Source organism: Oceanobacillus sp. FSL W8-0428, assembly GCF_038004405.1.
In the GTDB taxonomy this organism is placed as follows: domain Bacteria; phylum Bacillota; class Bacilli; order Bacillales; family Amphibacillaceae; genus Oceanobacillus; species Oceanobacillus sojae.
Map to the genome: position 1 here is coordinate 3,913,914 of NZ_JBBORB010000001.1, position 22,175 is coordinate 3,936,088.

The 22,175-nt window shown below is 34.4% G+C and carries 21 protein-coding genes and 5 pseudogenes; 7 read left to right on the forward strand and 19 right to left on the reverse strand.

The window, feature by feature from the left end; genetic code table 11:
• Nucleotides 1–197: 197 nt before the first annotated feature.
• The gene (locus tag MKY30_RS18720) at nucleotides 198–359 is read right to left on the reverse strand and encodes a hypothetical protein (RefSeq protein ID WP_341085071.1); all 162 of its coding nucleotides are present in this window, start codon (nucleotides 357–359) and stop codon (nucleotides 198–200) included.
• A 187-nt stretch (nucleotides 360–546) separates the two neighbouring features.
• On the opposite strand from MKY30_RS18720, the pseudogene MKY30_RS18725 reads away from it, so the two are divergent.
• Together MKY30_RS18725 and MKY30_RS18730 are read left to right on the forward strand one after the other, a co-directional pair.
• A pseudogene (locus MKY30_RS18725) lies at nucleotides 547–857 on the forward strand (winged helix-turn-helix transcriptional regulator).
• 35 nt (nucleotides 858–892) lie between these two features.
• A pseudogene (locus tag MKY30_RS18730) lies at nucleotides 893–1,561 on the forward strand (DNA alkylation repair protein).
• A 414-nt stretch (nucleotides 1,562–1,975) separates the two neighbouring features.
• On the opposite strand, the gene MKY30_RS18735 reads toward MKY30_RS18730, so the two are convergent.
• On the reverse strand, nucleotides 1,976–2,191 hold the full coding sequence (locus tag MKY30_RS18735) for a hypothetical protein (protein WP_339282198.1): 216 nt from the start codon (nucleotides 2,189–2,191) through the stop codon (nucleotides 1,976–1,978).
• 789 nt (nucleotides 2,192–2,980) lie between these two features.
• A complete protein-coding gene (locus MKY30_RS18740; protein WP_341085072.1) occupies nucleotides 2,981–3,532 on the reverse strand; it encodes a cupin domain-containing protein in 552 nt (183 codons plus the stop codon).
• A 198-nt stretch (nucleotides 3,533–3,730) separates the two neighbouring features.
• Between MKY30_RS18740 and MKY30_RS18745 the strand changes: the two genes are divergently transcribed.
• Genes MKY30_RS18745 through MKY30_RS18755 form a run of 3 tightly spaced genes read left to right on the forward strand, consistent with a single transcriptional unit; the run spans nucleotide 3,731 to nucleotide 5,422 of the window.
• Entirely contained in the window at nucleotides 3,731–4,210 is a 480-nt protein-coding gene (locus MKY30_RS18745) for a MarR family transcriptional regulator (protein WP_339282200.1), read from the forward strand.
• A 10-nt stretch (nucleotides 4,211–4,220) separates the two neighbouring features.
• Entirely contained in the window at nucleotides 4,221–5,045 is an 825-nt protein-coding gene (locus tag MKY30_RS18750; protein WP_339282201.1) for an alpha/beta hydrolase, read from the forward strand.
• A 17-nt stretch (nucleotides 5,046–5,062) separates the two neighbouring features.
• Nucleotides 5,063–5,422 carry a DUF6220 domain-containing protein gene (locus tag MKY30_RS18755; RefSeq protein WP_339282202.1) on the forward strand — a complete coding sequence of 120 codons (360 nt, stop codon included), beginning with the start codon at nucleotides 5,063–5,065 and terminating at the stop codon, nucleotides 5,420–5,422.
• Between the two features lie 249 nt (nucleotides 5,423–5,671).
• Here MKY30_RS18755 and MKY30_RS18760 read toward each other — a convergent pair whose 3' ends face one another.
• Nucleotides 5,672–6,226, reverse strand: coding sequence for a cysteine hydrolase family protein (locus MKY30_RS18760; protein ID WP_341085073.1), 555 nt, complete (start codon nucleotides 6,224–6,226; stop codon nucleotides 5,672–5,674).
• A 200-nt stretch (nucleotides 6,227–6,426) separates the two neighbouring features.
• Between MKY30_RS18760 and MKY30_RS18765 the strand changes: the two genes are divergently transcribed.
• Nucleotides 6,427–6,864: an Lrp/AsnC family transcriptional regulator gene (locus MKY30_RS18765; protein ID WP_341085074.1), complete on the forward strand. Its 438-nt coding sequence runs from the start codon at nucleotides 6,427–6,429 to the stop codon at nucleotides 6,862–6,864.
• 85 nt (nucleotides 6,865–6,949) lie between these two features.
• On the opposite strand, the gene MKY30_RS18770 is transcribed toward MKY30_RS18765, so the two are convergent.
• The 11 genes and pseudogenes from MKY30_RS18770 to MKY30_RS18820 all read right to left on the reverse strand — a co-directional run bounded on the left by MKY30_RS18770 (nucleotide 6,950) and on the right by MKY30_RS18820 (nucleotide 17,540).
• Nucleotides 6,950–8,149 (reverse strand): alpha/beta hydrolase, encoded by a 1,200-nt coding sequence (locus tag MKY30_RS18770; RefSeq protein WP_341085075.1) that lies wholly within the window; start codon nucleotides 8,147–8,149, stop codon nucleotides 6,950–6,952.
• Nucleotides 8,150–8,414: 265 nt separating this feature from the next.
• Entirely contained in the window at nucleotides 8,415–8,858 is a 444-nt protein-coding gene (locus MKY30_RS18775; protein WP_186813503.1) for a GNAT family N-acetyltransferase, read from the reverse strand.
• Between the two features lie 29 nt (nucleotides 8,859–8,887).
• Entirely contained in the window at nucleotides 8,888–9,283 is a 396-nt protein-coding gene (locus tag MKY30_RS18780; protein ID WP_341085076.1) for a MerR family transcriptional regulator, read from the reverse strand.
• A 112-nt stretch (nucleotides 9,284–9,395) separates the two neighbouring features.
• Entirely contained in the window at nucleotides 9,396–10,142 is a 747-nt protein-coding gene (locus MKY30_RS18785; protein WP_341085077.1) for an SDR family oxidoreductase, read from the reverse strand.
• 470 nt (nucleotides 10,143–10,612) lie between these two features.
• Nucleotides 10,613–10,975 (reverse strand): annotated as a pseudogene (locus MKY30_RS18790) (PTS system mannose/fructose/sorbose family transporter subunit IID); the annotation flags it as partial.
• A pseudogene (locus tag MKY30_RS18795) lies at nucleotides 10,969–11,295 on the reverse strand (PTS sugar transporter subunit IIA); the annotation flags it as partial. The pseudogenes MKY30_RS18795 and MKY30_RS18790, both read right to left, overlap by 7 nt.
• Nucleotides 11,296–11,688: 393 nt before the next feature.
• A complete protein-coding gene (locus MKY30_RS18800) occupies nucleotides 11,689–13,044 on the reverse strand; it encodes a hypothetical protein (RefSeq protein WP_147212125.1) in 1,356 nt (451 codons plus the stop codon).
• A 94-nt stretch (nucleotides 13,045–13,138) separates the two neighbouring features.
• The gene (locus MKY30_RS18805) at nucleotides 13,139–13,849 is read right to left on the reverse strand and encodes a GntR family transcriptional regulator (RefSeq protein WP_147212124.1); all 711 of its coding nucleotides are present in this window, start codon (nucleotides 13,847–13,849) and stop codon (nucleotides 13,139–13,141) included.
• Between the two features lie 73 nt (nucleotides 13,850–13,922).
• Nucleotides 13,923–14,663: an SIS domain-containing protein gene (locus MKY30_RS18810; RefSeq protein ID WP_147212123.1), complete on the reverse strand. Its 741-nt coding sequence runs from the start codon at nucleotides 14,661–14,663 to the stop codon at nucleotides 13,923–13,925.
• A 35-nt stretch (nucleotides 14,664–14,698) separates the two neighbouring features.
• Entirely contained in the window at nucleotides 14,699–15,997 is a 1,299-nt protein-coding gene (locus tag MKY30_RS18815) for a neutral/alkaline non-lysosomal ceramidase N-terminal domain-containing protein (RefSeq protein WP_147212122.1), read from the reverse strand.
• 382 nt (nucleotides 15,998–16,379) lie between these two features.
• On the reverse strand, nucleotides 16,380–17,540 hold the full coding sequence (locus MKY30_RS18820) for an MFS transporter (RefSeq protein WP_341085078.1): 1,161 nt from the start codon (nucleotides 17,538–17,540) through the stop codon (nucleotides 16,380–16,382).
• Nucleotides 17,541–17,640: 100 nt separating this feature from the next.
• Between MKY30_RS18820 and MKY30_RS18825 the strand changes: the two genes are divergently transcribed.
• The gene (locus MKY30_RS18825) at nucleotides 17,641–18,510 is read left to right on the forward strand and encodes a LysR family transcriptional regulator (RefSeq protein ID WP_341085079.1); all 870 of its coding nucleotides are present in this window, start codon (nucleotides 17,641–17,643) and stop codon (nucleotides 18,508–18,510) included.
• 121 nt (nucleotides 18,511–18,631) lie between these two features.
• On the opposite strand, the gene MKY30_RS18830 is transcribed toward MKY30_RS18825, so the two are convergent.
• The 4 genes and pseudogenes from MKY30_RS18830 to MKY30_RS18845 form a co-directional block, all read right to left on the reverse strand.
• Nucleotides 18,632–20,065: an MDR family MFS transporter gene (locus MKY30_RS18830; RefSeq protein WP_341085080.1), complete on the reverse strand. Its 1,434-nt coding sequence runs from the start codon at nucleotides 20,063–20,065 to the stop codon at nucleotides 18,632–18,634.
• Between the two features lie 205 nt (nucleotides 20,066–20,270).
• Nucleotides 20,271–20,408: an RAxF-45 family protein gene (locus MKY30_RS18835; protein WP_281289861.1), complete on the reverse strand. Its 138-nt coding sequence runs from the start codon at nucleotides 20,406–20,408 to the stop codon at nucleotides 20,271–20,273.
• A 252-nt stretch (nucleotides 20,409–20,660) separates the two neighbouring features.
• Nucleotides 20,661–21,034: pseudogene (locus MKY30_RS18840) on the reverse strand (histidine phosphatase family protein); the annotation flags it as partial.
• A gap of 519 nt (nucleotides 21,035–21,553) precedes the next feature.
• Entirely contained in the window at nucleotides 21,554–22,111 is a 558-nt protein-coding gene (locus MKY30_RS18845) for an NAD(P)H-dependent oxidoreductase (protein WP_156985313.1), read from the reverse strand.
• Nucleotides 22,112–22,175 lie beyond the last annotated feature (64 nt).

The window sequence follows — 22,175 nt, forward strand, 5'->3', positions numbered from 1 at the left end:
TGTAGATGGAATTAAAAAATAGGATAAATTAAAAATTCTTCATCACAATTACAATATTAATTCTGGCTAAAAAACAGCGTATTACTATGAAAAGGAGTGCTTCTTTAACTAAAAAGCAAGTACTCCTTTTTATATAATAAATATTCCATCTAAGAAAATTGACTTTCACAATCAAAAATTAGTTTCTTATTCTTTAATCAAAATTCTCTAAAACAACCTTTCCAACTGCTTGTCCTGTTTCCAGCCAAGTGTGGGCCTTCCGCATTAATCGGTGATAATTGTTTATTGACTGTTGCACAAATTACTTTGTTATCCACCAGTTCAGCAATATGATTTAATAGATTGTGCTGACTAATCATGTCCTCCGTCTAGTACATCGATTTCGTAAACATTGTTTGATTCATTCCATTCCCTCCTTCTGTATCTCTCTAGACCGATTCTAACATTATGAAATTGCTTTTCAATCGTGTAATATATGTGACATAGCAACCGTTTTGTATCCAGCAGAAAGAGGATGTTGAAATGGAACGAAAAATCCATGATTGCATGGATGGCTGCCCGGTAGAAAGCACATTGCAGATTATATCTGAAAAATGGAAATGTGTGATTTTATATCATTTAATCAAGCATAAAGTCTGTCGTTTTAGTGAATTGCAACGCTATATGCCAAGCTGTTCACAAAGAATGCTGGATCTTCAGCTGAATGAACTGGAAGCAGACAATATATCTCCAAAAAAGTTTATCCCGTGATTCCACCGAAAACAGAGTATGGCTTGACCTCATTCGGAAAAACATTAGCACCGGTAATTAATGAAATGAATAAATGGGGAGAAATGTATAATCAAATTCATAGATAAATTCACGAAAATAAACAATCAGGGAGTTGTATAAAATGAATGAAAAAATAACTGCAGAAATAAAACGCTCTATAAAAGCAGAAGACATTCTAGCTCAAATTAATAGTAAAACGAAACTGGGAGACTTACGAAAAATAGCAAAGGAGATAGAAAAGATCATGAACTAGCTCTGGAGCTTTGGTCGACCCAAGTGTTTTTACCCAGACTATTAGCAATCTTAATTATGGACAAAAAGCTTCTTTCACAGGATGTGCTTAATAAGCTTGATAAGGATATGCAGATTCACACTTTTGATGAGCGAAATAACTTAATGGACTAGTTAATGGCTAATCAGCTTACCAAGGATGATAAGAGAATTGCATTGATGCAGTCATGGGAAACACCCCCCGTACTCCCTAAAAGCGAGCTTTTTGGTATTATCAAGCGCGCTTGAGATGGCCCGACAAACACCGCCTGATAATACTGCAGAGCTGCTATATGCATTAGAAGCTAATATTACGCAGGAAGAACCGGAAGTTCAATGGGCTATGAATTTCACAGCAGGCTGGATAGGCATTTATGACGCAAGGAATCGCACACGCTGTATGAAAATTGGTGAGAAAACGGGCCTTTACAAGGATGAAATAGTAGCAAAAGGATGTACTAGCCCCAGCTATTTGCCAGAGTTTATTACGATTGAAGTTAACAAACGGAATAATAAATAACTGCCTCTGAAAAATTTATTTGGGTTGGACTGGAAAATAAAGAAAACAACTTTTTATAGCAGCTGGTTAGTGAAATATGCAAGAAAGGTGTAAGGGATTATTCCACTATCACTTATTGATCTGAAGGGTGCTTATTTTTATATAAGTACAACTTCCAGCTGTCGCAGTACGGAAAATTAATTTTGTTTTCCCGCTATCAGAGAGTTCCATAGCTCATACAAATTCATTATTCTCTATGGTTAAATCCAAATCTGACAATACCCTGTAGATTACTTTTACACCGTATATTTTAGTTACTTTTTTATGTTTAGCAACTCAACACCTCTTATCCCTTCATTTGATAATGCTTCATATAACTAACTATTCCCTTTTAGCAAATAAGTTGTTCATGCAGTTCATTAGAAATGATGCTGGTTAAGAAGCCATTCGCTGTTGTCCCCATATTGAATGATATTTAATCATGTAAAAAATCATTACTATTGATAAAATAAATGCGCCTCCATCCGTTATCGCACTTGGCAGGATTCCCCATAAACCGTAAGAATCTAAGACGACGCGCCACATAGATGTTGGAATCATTGCAAATCCTAACCCTTGTGTGAAATTAACTATTAAAATAATCCACCACAATACTATTGATTTACTTCTAATAGCAAAAATGCCCAAAATGTTTCCAAGTATATAAATGCATCCTATGATACGAAACCACTTTACAAATCCACCGGATTCCGCTGTTGGATTTGTAACTCCCGCTATTTCCATCATGGTTTCTATAATAGATGTATTTACAATAACAAAGTTATGTAAAGTGGTTCCAATTGTGAATATTATGGAACATAAAGCGATGGTTATTTGAAGCCTTCGAGTAGCCGCTGTTGAAATTAATTACTGTTTTTTTGTAATCATGATATCTTTCTCCTTCATACATTAAAAGTAATTTTACAATTTCACCGATGAAATATTGAGGGTATTTATTACAACCAAATAATTAAGTCGTTATTTATAATAGCATTCACTGATTATTGTATCCATACAGCTCAAGATCATAATTTTATTGGGCTAAAGTCTTAATATTACAAGGTATGACAAGTTATTAAAATGTTGGCTACGGAAAGTTGAACAGTTTATTAGGTTTGAAGGCTACGGCTACAAAGTATCTCGGCATTTATCAATAGGACACTCGAATTCTTCCTTGAAGCGAGCTTTACCACCAATTGTTCGCCCATGATAGTCACACAATAAATCCCCGCTACAGTATTATGTATAGCAGGGAGCTATTTAAAGTTTTATCCATATTTTGTTTATAAATAGATTAGCGGATTGAAATCCTTGATTCAAAAAAGCATTATATGCTTCCGATAAAATTCTTTTCCTGGTTAATTTTGAATTATAATCCTACTTATTATTAATAATATTTCTTCATATTTTATAACCTAGTCTTCCAGCGGTTTTAGCCAATCCTCCAAGTATATATTTCTGGATAAATCGTGGCGGACCCTCAAGATAACCGTCAATACATTCCCAAGCCACTCCAAGCCAAAGTGGATTACGCGGTATCCCTTTTTTAGTTAATTTACCTTCACTCTCCAGTTTGTGCATCAGAACGAACATTTTCCAATGCAGCCCTGGGGGGCGGATTTCGTGAATTACCTCCAGCTTTCCTTGGCTTACATTCCAAAATTGGTGAACTTGATTGGGATAAACCGTAATTTTTTCGCCAGCTACAAGCATTAATTCTTGACCGTCTACTACAAAACGCATACTTCCTTCCGTAATTTTAAACGTTTCTTTCAGCTTCGGATGAGAATGCGGTCCATTAACTGTTCCTTGCTGTATCATTTGGTGCTTCAATGTAATATATTCTCCATCCTCATCTTGTCCTTCTTCCAAAAAAGTAACCGTTCTTCCATCCTGATGAACTAATTCCTTACCAATTTCAACAAAGTCTTTGACTTTAAATTGTTGTTCCATTTTCCTTTCCCTCCTATTTTTGATTGGTTGATCACAAGAAAAGCAATGGGTGTCTGCTAACGTATTAAATGTCAAAATAAATCTCATTTTACCATAAAAAATGATATTTATTACTATAACATTTTTTGTTGAATCAGGAAACAATTTATAGTATTATTATTTACCAAGGAAACAATATGATTAAAAGGAGAGATACTATTGCATTCTGATAAAGATTTAAGCTTTATTTTTGATCGTGTTATAGAACGTCATACTATCATAAATAAAACGATAGAGATGAATTACCCGTTCATGCAAGAAAATACGTATTCAGAAGTTCGTGTAATAGAATTAATTGAGCTTTCTAAAGAGCCAATGAATGTATCAAAATTAGCCGAAAAGATGAATTTGACACGAGGAGCAATCAGTAAAATCACAAAAAAACTAATACAAAATGATTGTATAGAGAAATATCAAATGAAGTCTAATAAGAAAGAGATTTATTACAGGCTTGCTGCCAATGGATATGAAATTCACAAACAGCATATGAATATGCATGAAAAGAGACTAGAAAGAGATATACACTATTTTGCTGATCTATCACCAGAAGAGAAAGAAATGTTAAAACCTATTTTGGAGAAAATCTACAAAAAAATCACAAAAAAATTAAAGGAATTAGATTTGGAAGATTATATTTAGGAGTGAAAATATGCCAGAATCTGAAGTAATTCAAGGTTTTGCTGAAAATAATGGAGTACAGTTATATTACGAAACAAGAGGTCATGGTGAACCATTAATATGTATCTCTGGTGGCGGAGGTGACGCTGGCTTCTTTACTAAATTAGCAAATTATTTAAAGGATTCATTCACTGTAATCACTTATGATCGGCGTGGTTATTCAAGAAGCACAAGACCGCAAGCAAATAATTTTAACATTCAAGACCACGTTGCTGACGTTAAAGCCATACTACATGCAAACGGCTATGAACGTGCTTATATTCTAGGTAATAGTGCTGGAGCAATTATTGCTTTAGAAACAGCTGTACGTATGCCGGAGATTATTAAAAAAGTAATTATTCATGAACCTCCCGTCGTAAATGTTTTACAAAATAATAAAAAGTATCTTCACTTTATGACAAAAACTTACAATATAGGCTTACGGTATGGCAGCAATCTAGCTAGTAACTGGTTTAATTTCTCGTTATCGCTACCCTTTAGTGTATTTAAACATATACCTAAAGATTTTCAGGAAAGAATGACTCAATATAAAAATAACGAGCAGTTGATTTTCGTAGAGTTATTAGGACTTTCCCGATACGTGCCTGATTACAAAAAAATTATTGACCATAATGTCGATATCTATTTGGCATCAGGAAATAGAACAATGAAAAAAAAGAAATACTACGGTGTTACTTCACCGATCATAGCAAAAAATCTAAAATGTCCTTTTATTATATTCCCAGGTCATCATCTGTCTTTTTTAGACCAAACCGAAATTTGGGGCAACAAATTAAAGCAAATTTTACTCGATTAGGAGGAAGGGTTGTTATTATGAAAAGTATCTACCAAAACCTGTACTTAGGATTATCCTGCTTAGCATTTCTTTGTATCCTGATTCAGGTGTATCTTGCAGGGATTGCTTTATTTCAGGATTATACGTATTGGAATATTCACAAAGCCTTTTCATTATTTAAATATATTTATCTTGTTATGTTTATTATAGGGTTATTAGGAAAAATACCCAAAAGTCTTACTTGGTACGCACTCATTTTATTTACTGTTGCTAATGTACAATATTACACTGCTCATGGATTCCTTGCTTTTTTACATGTTATTCTGCCCTTTATCATTTTCAGCTTGAATTTCATCGTAATTAGAAATACTTTAAAACTTGCAAAGATTAATTCTTAATATACTTTTATTTCAAGGAAAAAATTTATTCATTAAGAAGTATTTATCATATCAAGGAGATGATTTATTTAATGATTATGTCCCGGCTTAGTCGGATGGTGCTTTTAAAAATAAAGAACAGACGTAGAGTATATAATGAAGAGCAGGAAAATTGAAATTGGCCAATAAATATTCAGATAATATAAAAACCGGTTGTAATACGTTTATTTATTAGGCAGCATCATTTGAAAATAATACAATTAGTTCCGTTCACCGTACAGATTGAACAAACTGCTGCGTACTTAATACAGTGGCGAATTCATCATGAACCGTTGCCAGTGACAAATGATGGATTGTCTCCGCTTCTATGAACTTGCCATAATGATCCTTCATTCCAAACGCAGCAGTTGCATCTGAAAGCAGATACGTTTTATATCCTAAATTCCCGCTCATTCTTGTCGTTGTAGACACACAATGCGGTGTGGTTAAGCCAACAATTGCTGTTGTTTCAATCTGACATGCCTGCAAATATTCATCTAAATCCGTTCCGATAAAAGCGCTGTTTACTCTTTTGGTTATTACTTTTTCTTGCTGCAAAGGAGTAACGATTTGTTTAATAGGAAAGCCCTCTCCGTTTTCATAAAATACAGATTCAGGGTCATCAGAAATATGCTGAATATGAATAATTCCCCATTGATATTCCCGGCATTTATCTAATACTATTTTCATATTTTTTTCAGCATCAGGATTATTCCGTTCTCCCCATTTCTTATCTTCAAATGCCTTTTGAACATCTATCATGATTAAAGCTTTTTTCCCTTTCATATCTTCACCCTCCATACTTAAATTTTAATCTATAATTTTATATATTTTCTGCCGATAAACAGTTTCACCTCTTCTGCTATCTTATTTTATATAAAAATCAAAGGCATTTAAATAAGACCAAAAAGGATTTTTGAGTGTTTGGCTTTTCATAATTAGGAATATAAGGTATTCTGTTTAATAAAAAAAGGTTGATGTATTTTATGGATGCAATTGATAGAAACATTTTGAGAATATTACAGGAAAATGCGAAAATCTCTATGAAGGATTTAGCAAAAGCCGTTCATTTAACCTCTCCATCCGTCATTGAAAGAGTACGAAGATTAGAAGAACAGCAAATTATTGAGGGCTATCATGCGCATATCTCTTTAAAAAAGGTAAATCGTCCCATTACTGCACTTGTATTGTTTAAATCAATAGATTGTAAAGCATTATCTAATTTTTGTAATAACCATCCGGATGTGCTGGAGTGTTATAGAGTTGCCGGAGAGGTAAGCTATATTGCCAAATTAGCCACACATTCTGTGGAAAGCTTAGAACAATTTATTGATGATACGATGCAATATGGAACACCATCAACGAATATTGTACTATCTTCTCATGACAAGAAAGTAATTGACCCATTTGATATGAAAAAATAAAAAGTAACTAAGTGAAGAAGTTATACAAATTCTTCACTTAGTTACTTTTTTCACTAGTTTGTAGCTTTCCCTTACCCAATAAATCCTAGTTATATTCATTTAAAAACTCTTCTATTTTTTGTCTGGTTGCTTGATTAGCTATACTGTCCCAGTTAGTGTCATAACTATGGTCAGAAAAAGGAAAATAGTAAGCTCGGTTATCTATATTATTTTCATCAAGTTTTTCATGCAATATCTCTATTTGCTCTTCAGGTACCACTTTATCTTTTAGACCTACAAATGAAACAGTGGGGGCAGATGATTCATTTACATACTGAATAGGAGACATTTGCTGATAACTTTGTTTGATTTCTTCTGTTTTTGGCTGGTCATCCATGAGTTGTTCTAGCAGTGGCTGAACAAATTCTTTACTATTATTTTTACCATAGAGCTGTAATAAATCCGATGGTCCATATAGATTAATAATAGAATTTATTTTCACTGTGGAGTCGGAATCCGTTTCTTTGGGAACAAGGCTGTTTTCCTTTAGTTCCGTGTACCCCGTTAATAAGGCTAGATGGCCTCCGGCAGAAGCTCCTATTAAATTAATTCTGTTTATATCTAAATGATATTCATTCGCATGTTCAACAATCCAGTTTAACGCTGCATGTGTATCTGAAATTTGTTTTTGCCACATATCGGGGCCGTTTTGACTGTATTCCACATTAAATACAACATACCCCTTCGAATTAAACCATTTGCTCCAAGAGGAAACCTCACTTTTATCTCCACTGCTCCATCCGCCGCCATGAATATTTACAATAACAGGACGATTTTCATCATTAACTTTCGTATCCCATACATCCAGTAATAAATCTTCATCTTCGGCAGTTTTATAAACAACATCTTCTTCTAGATCGGAATACGTATCTGTACCAGAAAAAGAGAATGTATAGTTATCCATCAATGCTGTTTTTGTGCCAATACGATCTGCATAGTGTTTGTTTTGAATCCCGGAAAGAAGCGCTAATCCTAAAAAAGAAATACATACGACCGCCCAAACAATTTTTAAAAATAGTGCAGATTTTTTCCAAATAAGAAAGAGTAAAATAATGAAAGCCGCCACACCTAAAATTAATAATGCTAAAGGGAATGTAAGCAAGTAAAATGCAATCTGCCCTGAATACGTACCATATCCACTAGCAGAAAAGGAACGCCAAAGTAAAATAAACGTGCCTGTTAGTACTAATAAACTAGCAATAATACCAATTTTGTTGGAAATAGATTTAGATTTTGTAAATGTCATTTAGCTTCTCTCTTTCATTCGTTTATCTGAATAGCGATACCCCGAAAAGAGTTCTTTGAAACTAAAATCTGTTCATCATACTACTTTAAATAATTTAATGTTTACTTCTTAGTTGTGCTAAGCTGTGATTTTTGTCTGATAAGGTTCTTTACCTTTTTGCATTAACATGACAGGAAAGCATGTTTTGCAGATAAAGCACAAAAAATGCAGTCAACTTGTTAAGTTTAAACTGCATAGAACTGTTTTCGTGAACACAAATTGTAAATTAATGATGATAGTTACTTTTCCGCAGAATAACAGGAATAACTGTCCCAACATAAAATGGCTGAGGCTCACCGACTATCTCCCCGCCCATTTTACATACTATATTTGCTGTTACCTCTCTTGCCTCCATGTAGATTTCATAAACTCCATCCGCAAATAAATCATCAAAGGATAATTGTACTATTTTACTGCCAATACGATTCCCTTTGTGATCAGGATCTGTAACAAATCGCCCCCAATGTACAACATTATCCTCTTTCCATGCAGCAACAGCCCCTATAATCATATCATTGAATACAGCACACCAACATTGTGGTTTCTTTGATAAAAATGCTGATATAGCTTCCGAGGGTATCTTTTGTTCACCGTTAAATATTTTTGTCTGCAAGTCTATAATTTGAGGAAAATCTTTTTTCTTTGCTTTACGAAAAACTATATTTCCCAAATAATATACCACCTTCCACTTGAAAATAACTAACAAAGTTTTTGTTTATTTAGACTTGAAAGATCCATATTCTCAAGCTGTTTTAAATGGTTAATTTTAATGGTTACCATTTCCTCTGTTTTCTTTAATTCTTCCTGTTGCTTCTGAAGCTTTTTCTGATGTCCTTCTAGAATATCAATCCGTTCGGATAATACCTCTTTATCCCCTTTTGATAAATTCATCATTTCTTTCAAGTCAGTGATTGAAACATTTGCATCGCGCAAACAGGAAATCACTTCAATCCATGATAAATCATCCTCTGTATAGATTCGATAACCATTTTTATCCCGCTTCACGTTAGGTAAAAGCCTTTCTTCTTCGTAATAGCGTAAAGTATGTGGGGCAAGCTTTGCCTTTGCGGCTGCCTCTTTTATTTTATAAATCATGGCTCTTCTCCTTTTATTAATCTTTTAGCGTCGTATTCTTTGATTGTATCTTAGATCATTCATTTCTAAGATACAATCAATTGACACTTTCATTTAATAATAATTGAAGAATTTAAAAAGCTTTTTGAATAGTAGGTCTGACGATGATTTCATTTGTAGAAACTTCATCCGGCTCATTCACAGAATAAACAATGGCTTTTGCAATACTTTCTGGCTGCAGCCACACTTTACTCACCATTCCTTTTACAGCATCCTTTGTTTCTTCATGGGTTATCCCATTTGTAATTTCTGATTGAACAGCACCAGGAGAAATAATCGTGGTACGAATATTATTTTCACATTCCTCCTGTCGAAGCCCTTCTGTAATAGCTTTCACCGCAAATTTTGTTCCTGCATATACTGCGGCATTTTCTACGACAACATGAGCTAAGGCAGAAGCAACATTAATAATCTGCCCTTTTTTATTCTCTCTCATGGTAGGGAGAACAGCAGATATGCCATACAATACACCTTTGATATTAATATCTATCATTTCATCCCATTCATCCACTTTCTGTGCATGTAATGGAGAAACTGGCATAATACCTGCATTGTTAATAAGAACATCAATCGTTCCAAATTCGTCTAAAGCTAATTGAGCTAGTTCCTGTACTTGTTTGCTTGAAGTAACATCCGTTATTTTATAAACAGCTGTGCCTCCTGCTTCTTCAATGGCCTGTTTTATACTACTTAACCTTTCTTCACGTCTGGCTCCTAAAACTACCTTCGCACCGTGCTTTGCCAATAATTTTGCTGTATTTTCCCCGATTCCGCTGCTGGTGCCGGTTATGATAACTACTTTGTTTTGTATATTTTCCATGAAAATTCCTCCTCCTTTGTATTAGCTTGTATATCTAAGCTATAAATTGGAGTATAAACCTTCAAGTGAACCTGAAGGCAAGGGGAATTTCTTTAATAAGATTTTTGCAATAAAATAAACCCGACTAAATCAATGTCAGTCGGGTTGAAGTTTGATACTTGTTAACTAAATGGAGCAGTGCTTTATGACAATTTCTCCATCTTTCACATTCGCTGTATTAAAGGACATCCCTCATTTTTCATACTCTCTTTTGCCGCTTCCACAACCTGCTGTAAATAATCAATTGTTGTTCCTTCTTGATTTATTTTAAGATACTGATAGTTTATCTTAATAGATTCATCAATAGTTTGTATTTTTTATCATTTTACAAACCTAAAACGTAGAACGAAGCAAGGGTACGCTTGAAGCTTTATCATGCTTGGATTTATCAGTTTTTATGTCTAATTATCAAAAAGTTGTTAAAAAATGTATTACATCAGATTAATCACATGGAATACAACACCAACTACGAACAATCCAAGAATCATTACAATTGGTGAAACCTTCTTCCTGAGCAGCCACATACAAAGTAGTGTTAAGAGTAATCCGGCCAGACCAGGAATCAAACTGTCTAAGTTGTCTTGTAAGGTTGTGACATCCGTTTGACTTAATGCCCTGCCTTCCGCCTGTTGTTGCAACGCGGTCTGGATTCCTTCAGACCCCTCAGGCAAGTTATCCCAATCAATATAAGCACCTTCGCCGAGCTCAACTTCTGAAACGGTCGGGGTAAAGGCCACATTCACCCAACGGTTCACCAGTGCTCCAAGGATGAACATACCGAGTATGGATGCGCCGTGTTCATGGACATGCGTGAAGCATAGGATTCAATCACCATTGCTAAGTTTAACCCGGCAAAGATAGCCCATTTATCTTCATGGCCTTCCACCAAGCCGCTCGCCTGATTGAAAGGAGTTCCGCCCCAAAGATCGACTAAGAATAATACTTCATCTTGATTGTCAAAAGAAGCAATGGCTTCTTCCATTTTTGCCCTGATATCCTCAGGTCCTTCACTCGGCATCAATGTAACAGCTTTAACATTCTCCTGTTCTCCGAAGATCATTGCTCCAGATTGCAAGATGCCGGTAGCAAATTCACCGTGGCTGGCAATGATAATTCCTCCCTCACATTCAGTATAGGGCCTAAAGCTTCAACAAATGTTTAAAGCGCTTTTAAAATTAATAAAAAATATGAGTGAAAACGAGGCTTAAATAAAGATAGGGATATGAAAATATCCTTACTCTTCACTTTAATCACTACACTTCACTCATATCTAATGGACTCAGTAATATCTCAATATAAAGTGATTGTTCTAATAGCTCAGAATGAGTAATAGTTCTAATAGAAATAAAGTTATTAATAATTTACAAACTAGCATTAAATACAGTAATGCTCTGATTATTATCCACTTTTTCCTGTGTTCTCATCAGCCGTAAAATAACCGCTTTAAAAAATAGAGAAATTTCATATTTTTTATTGGGTTGAAAACTAGTCTATATCCATACCAATCCTACCAACCGTATTTTTTATATCCCCATTCTTTTTCAATATGTTCTTCTTTTTTTATAACAAGTGTTTCGTGAGGTATATCTTTTTCCACATTCAACCCAGGGTATAATGCACATTCACTTCCTACTTTCACTCCTGGGAAGAATATATTATTAATACCTGTTCTAGTATAGTCACCAATAAAAATTGCGTTTGAATAAATATCTGAATAAATTCTTCCATTTATTTTGTGTGTCTGTGGAGTATCATTAAATCTTACAATTCCGCATACACAGGCTGCAGCAATATCCACATATTGACCAATCACACCGTACATTTCGCTATAATGAATAGCTGAAATACCTTTCATGGTGACACCTTCTATTTCAGCATTATGCCCAATTCTGTTCTCACTGCCGATTACAGTATTTGGTTCAAGTTTTGCGTAATCTTTAACATATGAATTATTCCCTATCAAAACAGGTCCATTTATGATAGCTCCAGTATCAACGTTTACATTATCCCCGATAATTACATTGCCATTAATGGTCACATTTTTACCTATAGTTGAATTATCCCCTAATATAATATTACCGTTTATAGTTGATTCTTCAGAGATAAATGAATTATTTCCAATAGAATGACTATTTATCTCCTGAGTTAATGAGTTAAGATAATATGCATTCACGTTTAATATATCCCACGGGAATTGTAAATGATGCACTTCATCCTTAGCAAACACAGATTGAATCTTTTTTCCCTCTTTCAAATAATCATTCAAACCATTTTCGATAAATAACTGATTAGGAATTACGGATCCTGTCACACGTTGACTGAATCCATAATTCGTGCAAGAAATTGTTTCCAGAGCATGCTTATCCAACTTAAATAATCCCGCCACTTCAGAGTTAACATAGTGTTCACGAGCATGAGCCAAAAATTGATTTACTTGATTATTCTCTACATGAGCACCAATCATATCAATACTTTTTTGTCTTTTTTCTATTAGCAGAACACTGGTATCTTCCTCTGATTTCTCAAGAGATACTATATCCTGTACACTAATAAGAGAATTACCTTTTTGAATAATTGCTCCTTCCTTAAATATTTCAAGATTCTTCCGCAAAAAATCATCTAAATTTTGATTAGGTTCTATACAATTAATTTCTTGATATTTTTTTATAAGATTTCTTGTTTGATCTGGTTTATAATTAAGAAATACATAAATATCCGATTCCAATATACCAGCTTTTAATAATCTCTCTATTTGCCAAAGAATCATTTCCTTATTCAATATCGGGAGGCTATTAATTTGATAATGTTTATCAAAGGGAAACATCCTTGGCTCTATTTCAGTACATAATATAAAAGCTTTCATTGTTTTCCTCCTAATCTTATCTTTCTGTTTTTTATTAAATATAAAATAAAAATCCAAGATAAGCGGGTCCAGAGAATATAGAATTTGGTCAGATTTATTTATATACAGTATGCATCAAATAGTAATTTTTTGTTTGATACAGTGCAAACCCAACATTAAATGGTTTTCCATTCTCCATACAAGCAATTATTTTTGTATCGATCAATGGCGCTCCTTCTTCAACATTCAAAAACTCAGCTACTTTTGAATTAGCTAAGGTAGCACTAATACGCTGATCTACAAATTCGTAAGATATTCCTTGCTCATCTAGATATTCATAAATAGAATTTTCACAAATCTCGGCATTTAAATCTTTCACAATGGAAGCATCAAAATATTCTACCTCATAAATAACTGCTACTTTATCAGCGTATCTAATTCGTTCAACCAGCCACAGTTCATCGCCGACAGCAATTTTCATATCTTCCGCTTGTACAGCATCCGCTTTTATTTTTTTCAATTCAAGTAATTTTGTAGAAGGTTCTATCCCCCTATTTTTCGCTTCGGAAGAAAAACCAATACCAGCCTTGAATCCAAAAAATTTAGGTATTGGATTAACAAATGTTCCTATCCCCTTTTTTTTGGATAATATTTTCTCATTGACAAGTTCTTCGATTCCCCGTCTAACAGTTATTCTTGACACCGAAAGATTATTAGATAATTCTGATTCTGATTCAATAATTTGATGTGGTTGATAAATACCTGCTTTAATTTTGCTTAGTATATAATTTTTTACAATCTCATATTTTGGTGCGTTATTAGCCATGTTAAATATCCTCTCAATCTGTTATAATCTGTTGTTATTATATCATCAGAAAGAATATTAATCATTTGGTGTGTTATTTCCAATATCCGTAATATTGATTGAAAAGCCTATCATTGTATTCGTCAGCTCCGTCTAAATTCGAGCTTTTAAACACAGGTATTTCTAACTCGGCTTCTTTTAAGCGTGAAATAACGCCAATAATAATTGCTTGTGAAATTCCAATTCCAGTAAAATCAGATGTAGGTCCTAACCCCGTATCTACCCCTTCCATGCGATAGGCAGCATCTCCTTTTGGTGCATGGTTATCAATAGTGACATCGGCAATTTCATAAATATTTTTTCCAGACTTATGCCGAGAAGAAACCGATTGAGAGTGCTCCATAGATGTCAATGCAATCACATTAGCCCCCAGCTTTTTAGCTTCCATACACATTTCTATCGATATGTTATTTCGGCCCGACTGAGAAACGACCATAATTGAATCTCCTGCTTCAACTTTATAAAGCGTTAACATATTCTTAGCATATCCATCTAATCGTTCCATATATGTGCTTTTATTCGGCATTTGATGCAGCATTAATTCAGGCGGAAGAATACCCTTCACATAAGCCAGTCCTCCAGCTCTAATATAAATTTCCTCTGCCACCATATGAGAATGACCTGATCCAAAAACATAAAAACGACCGCCGTCTTTACAGCTGTTAAAAATTAACTCTGCAGCCTTATTAATTGCTTCATCTTCATTTTCTATGACTTGTTGCCACGTATTACTCAAATAATTCAAGAATTTTGTAACTTCGTTTTTAACAGTCATTTTATCCCTCCTTTTATTATTATACATTCATATTATCATAACCTGTTATAACATGTAAAGAGTTCGACGTATTCTTCTATTTTGTTAATTAATTTCTCTGCCTCGCCTGCCTTAAAAAAGCTGCTTTGCGCCTCATACATATTCGCTTTATATAACTCCTTTTCTGCAAAATAAAATAAATAATCATTTGTCAGACTGAAAATGAAAGCATGATAGTTGTTTCTCAATTTCTCTGTTAAATTAGAAGTTATTTCTCCAGGGATAAAGATAATTAATTGATCATCGAATGCACCTATCCAAAAAGGTACTTTAAGTGAAGAAATATCACTTAGGGATTCCTTCATTTTGATAGCAGCACGCTTTCCTTCAATTTTTACTTGAATTAATTTTCTTTCTTTTTCACTGTATGTCTTATTTAACTTCTGTTTTAATTTTTCTTTAGAAATCTGTTCTTCTTTTTTAGAAATAGTACTGACATCTTTTGTTTCTAATCTTATTGATTTTTCTTCAAAAGAAAATCGTCCTAATATTTCTTTTTCTTTTATATATGCTTTCTCTCTTATAAACTGACTATATAATGCATTGCTAAAAAAACTAGATTGCCTGAAACTTTGTTCCTCTCTCGTAAATCGTGTACTGATATTTGCACTGCTCCCATTAATAAAACTTACTAAATCAAAAGCTTCATTCATCTTTTCATAAAAACCTGAAAGAAAGTCTGCTGAAATTAAGTAATTACTAGATGGCAAAACAGTAGGATGACAAGCATAATTAACGATAGCTGTTTTACTTGTATCCGTAGTAATTTCAAATACGGTCATTATCTGGTCTATTTTTTTTGAAGGCTGATGTCTATCTGTTGCAATTTCTTGAATATTTGTTTTACTTATACTGTAGCGAAACGACTTCATTTTATTTTTACTCCATACTATTGATTTAGTTATTAACAAAATAAGATGCTCCTCCAGGAAATTATCGTATTCTCCAAAAATCCCCGTTAAGCCTCTCTTAAATTGCTTATTTGTATCAATCATTCCACTGGGCCCCGAATGAGTATGAGTTGCAAAAAGAAATAAATCAAATGTATAAGAATCAGTTAAGAAATTTTCTTTAATTATTTTTTTAATTTTACAGTGTAATGTGCTATCAATGCCCACTACATCGAGTGAAATAAAAAATAAGTAATGGTGATTAGATTCATCCAAAAAAGTATGCGTTTTAACAAACAGTGGGTCATGTTCTCCTTGGCATTCTCTAACAGGATAATATCCACTTAATTTCTTCACTTTTAGAAAATCTATTTTCTTTTCTGAAAAACCATATAGAATTGCCATTAATATTCCTCCTCAAAACAAATTGTTACTTATTATAATATGTTATAAATACATGCAATTCAATGATTAAAAGGATATAAAAATAATGGCAGTCCAGTATAAGATATAAAATATCACGTCATTTCAGTAAAAAAGGTGCTCTCTTATTTTTCATTAACAGATTCGTTCTAATTGATCTCTCGGCATATATTCTGTAAATTCATCCAAGCAACTAGATACATCATCAGCAAAAAATGATTCTAATCAATGATGACCAGAATCATTTTTAAATTGATTTTAATCAGTTATGCCTGTAACTGCAGCTGTTCCAGTGTCATCTTCATCTGCTCTTATTATTAAAATAATGGATGCGCTGCTTCTATTTTGTGTCCGCCTCTTTTTATCACAACATTTTATTCAAATAAAAAGACCGCCTGATAAAAATAAGCGCAACTGCCACAAACAACCCGGCAATCCAGCTTAAGTTAACAATATCCATATTCTGAATAATAATTCCTCCTAGAGCAGAACCAAACATCATTCCCACATTCATTAATGCGGTATTAAAACTGAGTACTGTTTCAGATGATTCGGGTCTCAGTGAAACTAAATATAATTGCTTTGCCGGCGTTGTTGTCCAGGTTGCTACACCCCAAACCGCTAAGGTGATAAATACACCTATCGTCGAGTATTGGGTAAATGCCAGTACAAATAAGGCAGCAATATGAATACATAAACTGAGAGATATGGTTCGATTTGGCCCCCATTTGTCTACCGCATATCCTCCGAAACGTGATCCAATAAAAGCAAAGGTGCCTAAAACAAATAAGGCAATACTTGTCATCTTTATAGAAAATCCGGCTGTACTGCTTAACAATGGAGCGATGTAGGCGAACACCATAGTATATCCTAAAATCCAAAAAATTGTGGTCATCAACCCGGAAAGAACCCGCTTGTCTTTAATAATTTGCAGCTGTTGTTTAAACGGCGGTGATGGGTTTCCTTCGATAGCCGGCAGTAATTTGTAAAGTCCGGCTAACAAAAGAACTGTACCAAGCGCAATGATAAGAAAAACGTAACGCCAATCAATATATCCAGCTAAAAATGTTCCTATTGGCACCCCAAGTACCAAGGAAATCGTAAAACCAGTAAGAACCGTCGCCATGGCACTTCCCTTTCTTTCAGGAGCTGCAATTTGAGCCGCATAATTAGTAGCTATGACAATAAACAGTCCCCCACTCATTGCCTGAACAACTCTGGCTGCCATAAGAACGGCAAAATGATAGCTGAAAAATGCTATCAGATTTCCTGCAACAACCGTAGAGATGGCAAATAAAAGCACTTTTTTACGGTCAAATTTAGAAGTTAACATGACCAGTACCAATGCCCCGATGGCATAAGATAGCGCATAAATCGTGATCAACTGACCGGTCGTTGCTATAGACACGCCCAAATCAAAAGAAATCAGTTCTAATATTCCAGAAACAACAAATTCCCCTGTTCCTGTTACAAATGCTCCCAAAGCTAAAAGTATAATTGTAAATTGATTCTTCCTGTTTTTCATTTTCTATGTTTCTCCCTTCTTTGAACATTGTTTTTATTGTAAGTCCCGTGTTAATATAAGTAAAACTCGATTTTTTAATAAGGGAGATGAGTAAAAACTCATGAGCGTTGTTCGCTTTGAAATCATTGCAAAAGTAGTTGAGTCGGGGAGCTTTACAGCCACTGCTAAAAAACTAAATATGACACAATCAGCAGTAAGCCACGCTGTAGCCAGTCTGGAGACTGAATTGGGCGCTTCTCTGTTAATTCGCGACCGTAAAAAAGGAATTACTCTTACAGATGTAGGCCAAAAAGTTCTTCCTCATATTAGAGAAATACTGAGAAGAATGGAAAGTATCCATCAGGAAGTTGCATTAGCAACCAATTTAGAAACTGGTATGATTCGTGTCGGGACATTTGCAAGTGCTTCTTCCTGTTTGTTACCGAAATTGCTCGCAAAGTTTCAGAAAAAACATCCTAAAATAGAATTTAAGTTTTATGAAGGAACCTATGAAGAAATTATCGATTGGCTGAGTTCAGGTATTATCGACATCGGTTTTGTTGTAAAAGGAAAGTCAAATTCAGGTTTTGACTTGGTTCCTTTGATAAAAGACAACATGGTGGTAGCTTATCATCCAGAACACCCCTTCCATTCAAAAGGAACGGTGGATATGAATGATTTAAAAGACCAGCCTTTTATTATGCCAACAGGAATGTATCAATCTCATGTAGAAGAGTTGTTTGAAGAAGCACAAATAAAACCTCCTATCCGTTTCGAAGTGCATGATTGTACAACGATTGCTAATATGGTACAGGAAGGTCTCGGCATTACGATTGGTCCAGAATTATTCTTAAAGACACAGCAGAATATAAAAATCAGTAACTTGAATATTAAAAACACACGTGAAGTGACACTTGCCTGTCAGTCCATTGAAAATGCTTCACCTGCAGTAAAGGAATTCTTACGTATAGCGAAAGATGTTTTTGAATGAAGACAAAATGTTTATGGTATTTATTGAATGGTATAAATACAAAAAGAAGCTATCTTAAAATGAAAATGAAGATAGCTTCTTTCATCTCGCTAGAAAAGGTTCATTGTCGCGAATTAATTACTTACTCCTCATTAGGCGGTATAGCTCGCCTTATAAAAAGTGAAAATATCAAACCCACTAAAGCAAAACAACTACCCACTTTAAAAGCAAACTGTATCCCGGCAACGACTGTATCTTCCTGCTCCCCGATAATGCCCGATGTACTTGGGTAAAGGTTTTTCCCTACACTCATCATCGTGACATAAAAGGCGATACCAGTTGCACCTGCAATTTGCTGTAATGTATTGAAAATAGCAGTACCATGTGAATAATACTTAGCAGGAAGCTGGTTTAATCCATTTGTCTGTGCCGGCATAATAATCATGGCAATGGCAATCATCACTAACGTGTAGAGCAATATAAACATGAGTATCGAAGTTGCAGTGTTTACTTTGGTGAATAACTGTAAACCAATTACTAACAAAATCATTCCTGGTATCACTAAAATTTTTGGACCGAATTTATCGAATATCCGGCCTATAAATGGAGAGATAGCCCCATTTATAATTGCACCCGGCAATAAAATAAGACCAGCAGCAACGGTACTGACACCAAGTGCATTCTCGAAAAGGAATGGAAGTAAAATAATCGTTGAAAATTGTGTCATCATGCCGATAAATAGGAGAAGAGCAGCCAATGAAAACATAGGATGTCTAAAGATCCGCATTTCAAGCATGGGCGTTGCTGATTTTAATTGCCTCCATACAAAACCTGAAAGACATACAAGACCAACACAAAGTGAAATATATACACTTGGATGCAGCCAGCTTACAGATTCATCACCAGCAAAACTAAGTCCAAAAACAATGCCGCCGAATCCAAAAATGGAAAAAAGAATAGAACGAATATCTATTTTTGGCCTTGTAACAGTTGTCACATTATCTAATACGAATATGGAGCTAATCAATACAAGAAAGATAAGTGGCAGCATCATGAAAAAGAGCCATCTCCAGTTCAAAAAATCTAATATGACTCCTGAAAGTGGCGGTCCTATAGCTGGGGCGACCATGATGACTAAACCAATAAATCCCATAACAGTACCTCTTTTTTTCGCAGGATAGAGCATGAGCAAGGTGTGCATCATTAATGGAAGTAACAAAGCAGTACCCATAGCCTGAAAGAATCTCCCGATAAATAAATATGGCAAAGCAGCAGCTAAACCAGAAACAAGACTTCCTACAGAAAATAAAACAAGGGATCCAATAAATAATTGTCTTGTTGTAAACCACTGAATCATCAGAGAAGATACAGGAATAAACACTCCCATGATCAACATATATCCTGTAACTACCCATTGAACAGTCGAAGGAGCAGCATCCATCTCATTTACGAGCACAGGAATCGCTAAATTTAAAAGTGTTTCATTTAAAAGGGTGAAGAACACTCCGGTTAATAGAATAACCATGATTAAAAATCTTTTTTCTTTTGGTATCTCTTTAGAAATATTTTTTGTCATATAAACCAACCTTTTTGTCACAATATATTTTCAAATCGTGTTGTCAACTCTAAAATTGTATTTTATGACGTATGACCTTTTAATCAACAAAAAGCCATGAGGAAATATACTCCCCATAGCTTCATTTCAAATTTAGCAAGCAAAAAGAAGAGCATGAAAAGCTCTCCTTAAACCAAATTTATATCACGATGGATAAGAGGTGGTTTCACTGTTTTTGTTCCCCTATCAAGTTGTTAAAAAAGGACATACGTATCCTGTTAACAACTGAAGCAGCAAACTTTGCACGATTCAAAAACAGATATTCTGTCCAAAATTCATGCGTAAATACAGTGAGATTTAACATCTCTTTCCACCTCCTTTTCCGTATACTCTGTCTTAAAGTGTAAAAGTTTCAAAATAATTTTTCAAGACATAAATACTATTTTATTAATAATAAATGCTTAAATACAGCATTATTGAATATAAGAGTATTACTTTATCAAATTGAAGAATAGTGCTTGGTCTTATATTTATACCGCTCCTTCTCTTAGGGGTTGATATTGTCTTTTGTCTAAAAGTGTTTTATGAATTATCCAGATTAAGTATTTCTCCCTTCCTCTTGCTGCATAATATCTAATAAGCAATCAGAAATACGTTTCTGTACTTCATCCTCACCTTCCCCACCAAATTGAACAAAAAAATCTCTATATGGAAGTGCTGGATTCAAATATTCATGCTCCCCTTCAAAACGGCCAAAATTCCATTCTTTCAATCCTTTTATTCGTTTATAAGGCAGATCTGTCACTAGTTCCAGAGAGTATCGCAGGCCCGCTCAGATGTGGAACTATAAGCAGCATCTAGTTCAATATTTTGTTTCTTAAAATACCCTTCGGCAATCCGCGCCTGCTCTACACTGTTTTCGGTTAATGGAGAGTCACACCATCCTTGAATCTTTTTCATTTGATTAAAAAATGTTTTTCCATGTCTCATTAAGTATAAATATTGTTTTGACACAATTGTTCTTCAATAATCTTTTACGGAATACAGTTTACCACAAAGCCAATGAATTTTTTGATGCAGGTTTACCAAATATTGTATCTATTTCACTAATTCAATTTGGCTGTTTGAATCTTTTTAATATATGCTCAGGATTACTGGATTTAAGGATTAATATTTGCTCTGAAACAAATGTATGATGTAACTTTCTCTTAAGATAGCTTATGTGGAGCAGTATAGATTAAATGTTGTTGCTACCTTTAATCTAATAGCAACATTTGTCATGATGGTAAAAGAAAGTGTTGGCTATGTTTGTTTTACCTTTTGATAAGCTGATTAATACGAAAGAGGTCGTAATATTTGTACTCGCCCCTTAGATCAAAAACATTATTAATGTTCAAGCCAATTCCTGTAGTTCTAAGGAATACATTGGTATAGGCGCTAACCACCGAGCACAAAAATAGTTCCGGCCATTCTTTTTAATGGACTGGAACTATTTTTAATTTAGATCAGTTAATTTGCTTCAAATGTCTCAATTAAATCTACAAAAGCATCTACAAAAGACTGGAGAAATTGAATAGTGCTGTCATTATTAATTTTTCCAGTCTCATCTAACAGTGTCGCAACATTTGCTAAATATGCTTCTGGCTGCTGTACGACAGGCATGTTAAAAAACACGAGCGACTGCCGTAAATGATGGTTGGCACCAAATCCACTCAAGTTACTTGGTGAGTTACTGATAATTGCTGCTGGTTTATCATTCCAAACGCTATCTTCTTTAGGGCGGGAACCAATATCAATGGCATTTTTTAATACACCAGGCACGGAACGGTTATACTCCGGTGTTACAAATAAAACAGCATCAAATTCTTTCATTTTTTCTCGGAAGGTTGTCCAATGATGAGGAGGGTTACCCTCATCATCAAAGTCTTGGTTGTATAATGGCAAATCTCCAATCGGAATAATTTCTGTTTCAAATTTATCCGGAAATAACCCCATTACATTTTTTGCAACCTTCCTGGAAAATGACTCTTTCCGTAATGATCCTATTAATACTGCAATTTTTGTCATTTTTAACACACTCCTATTTTGTTATTAAACTGAAGTATATCCTGCTTGTATATTTTCAAGTGAA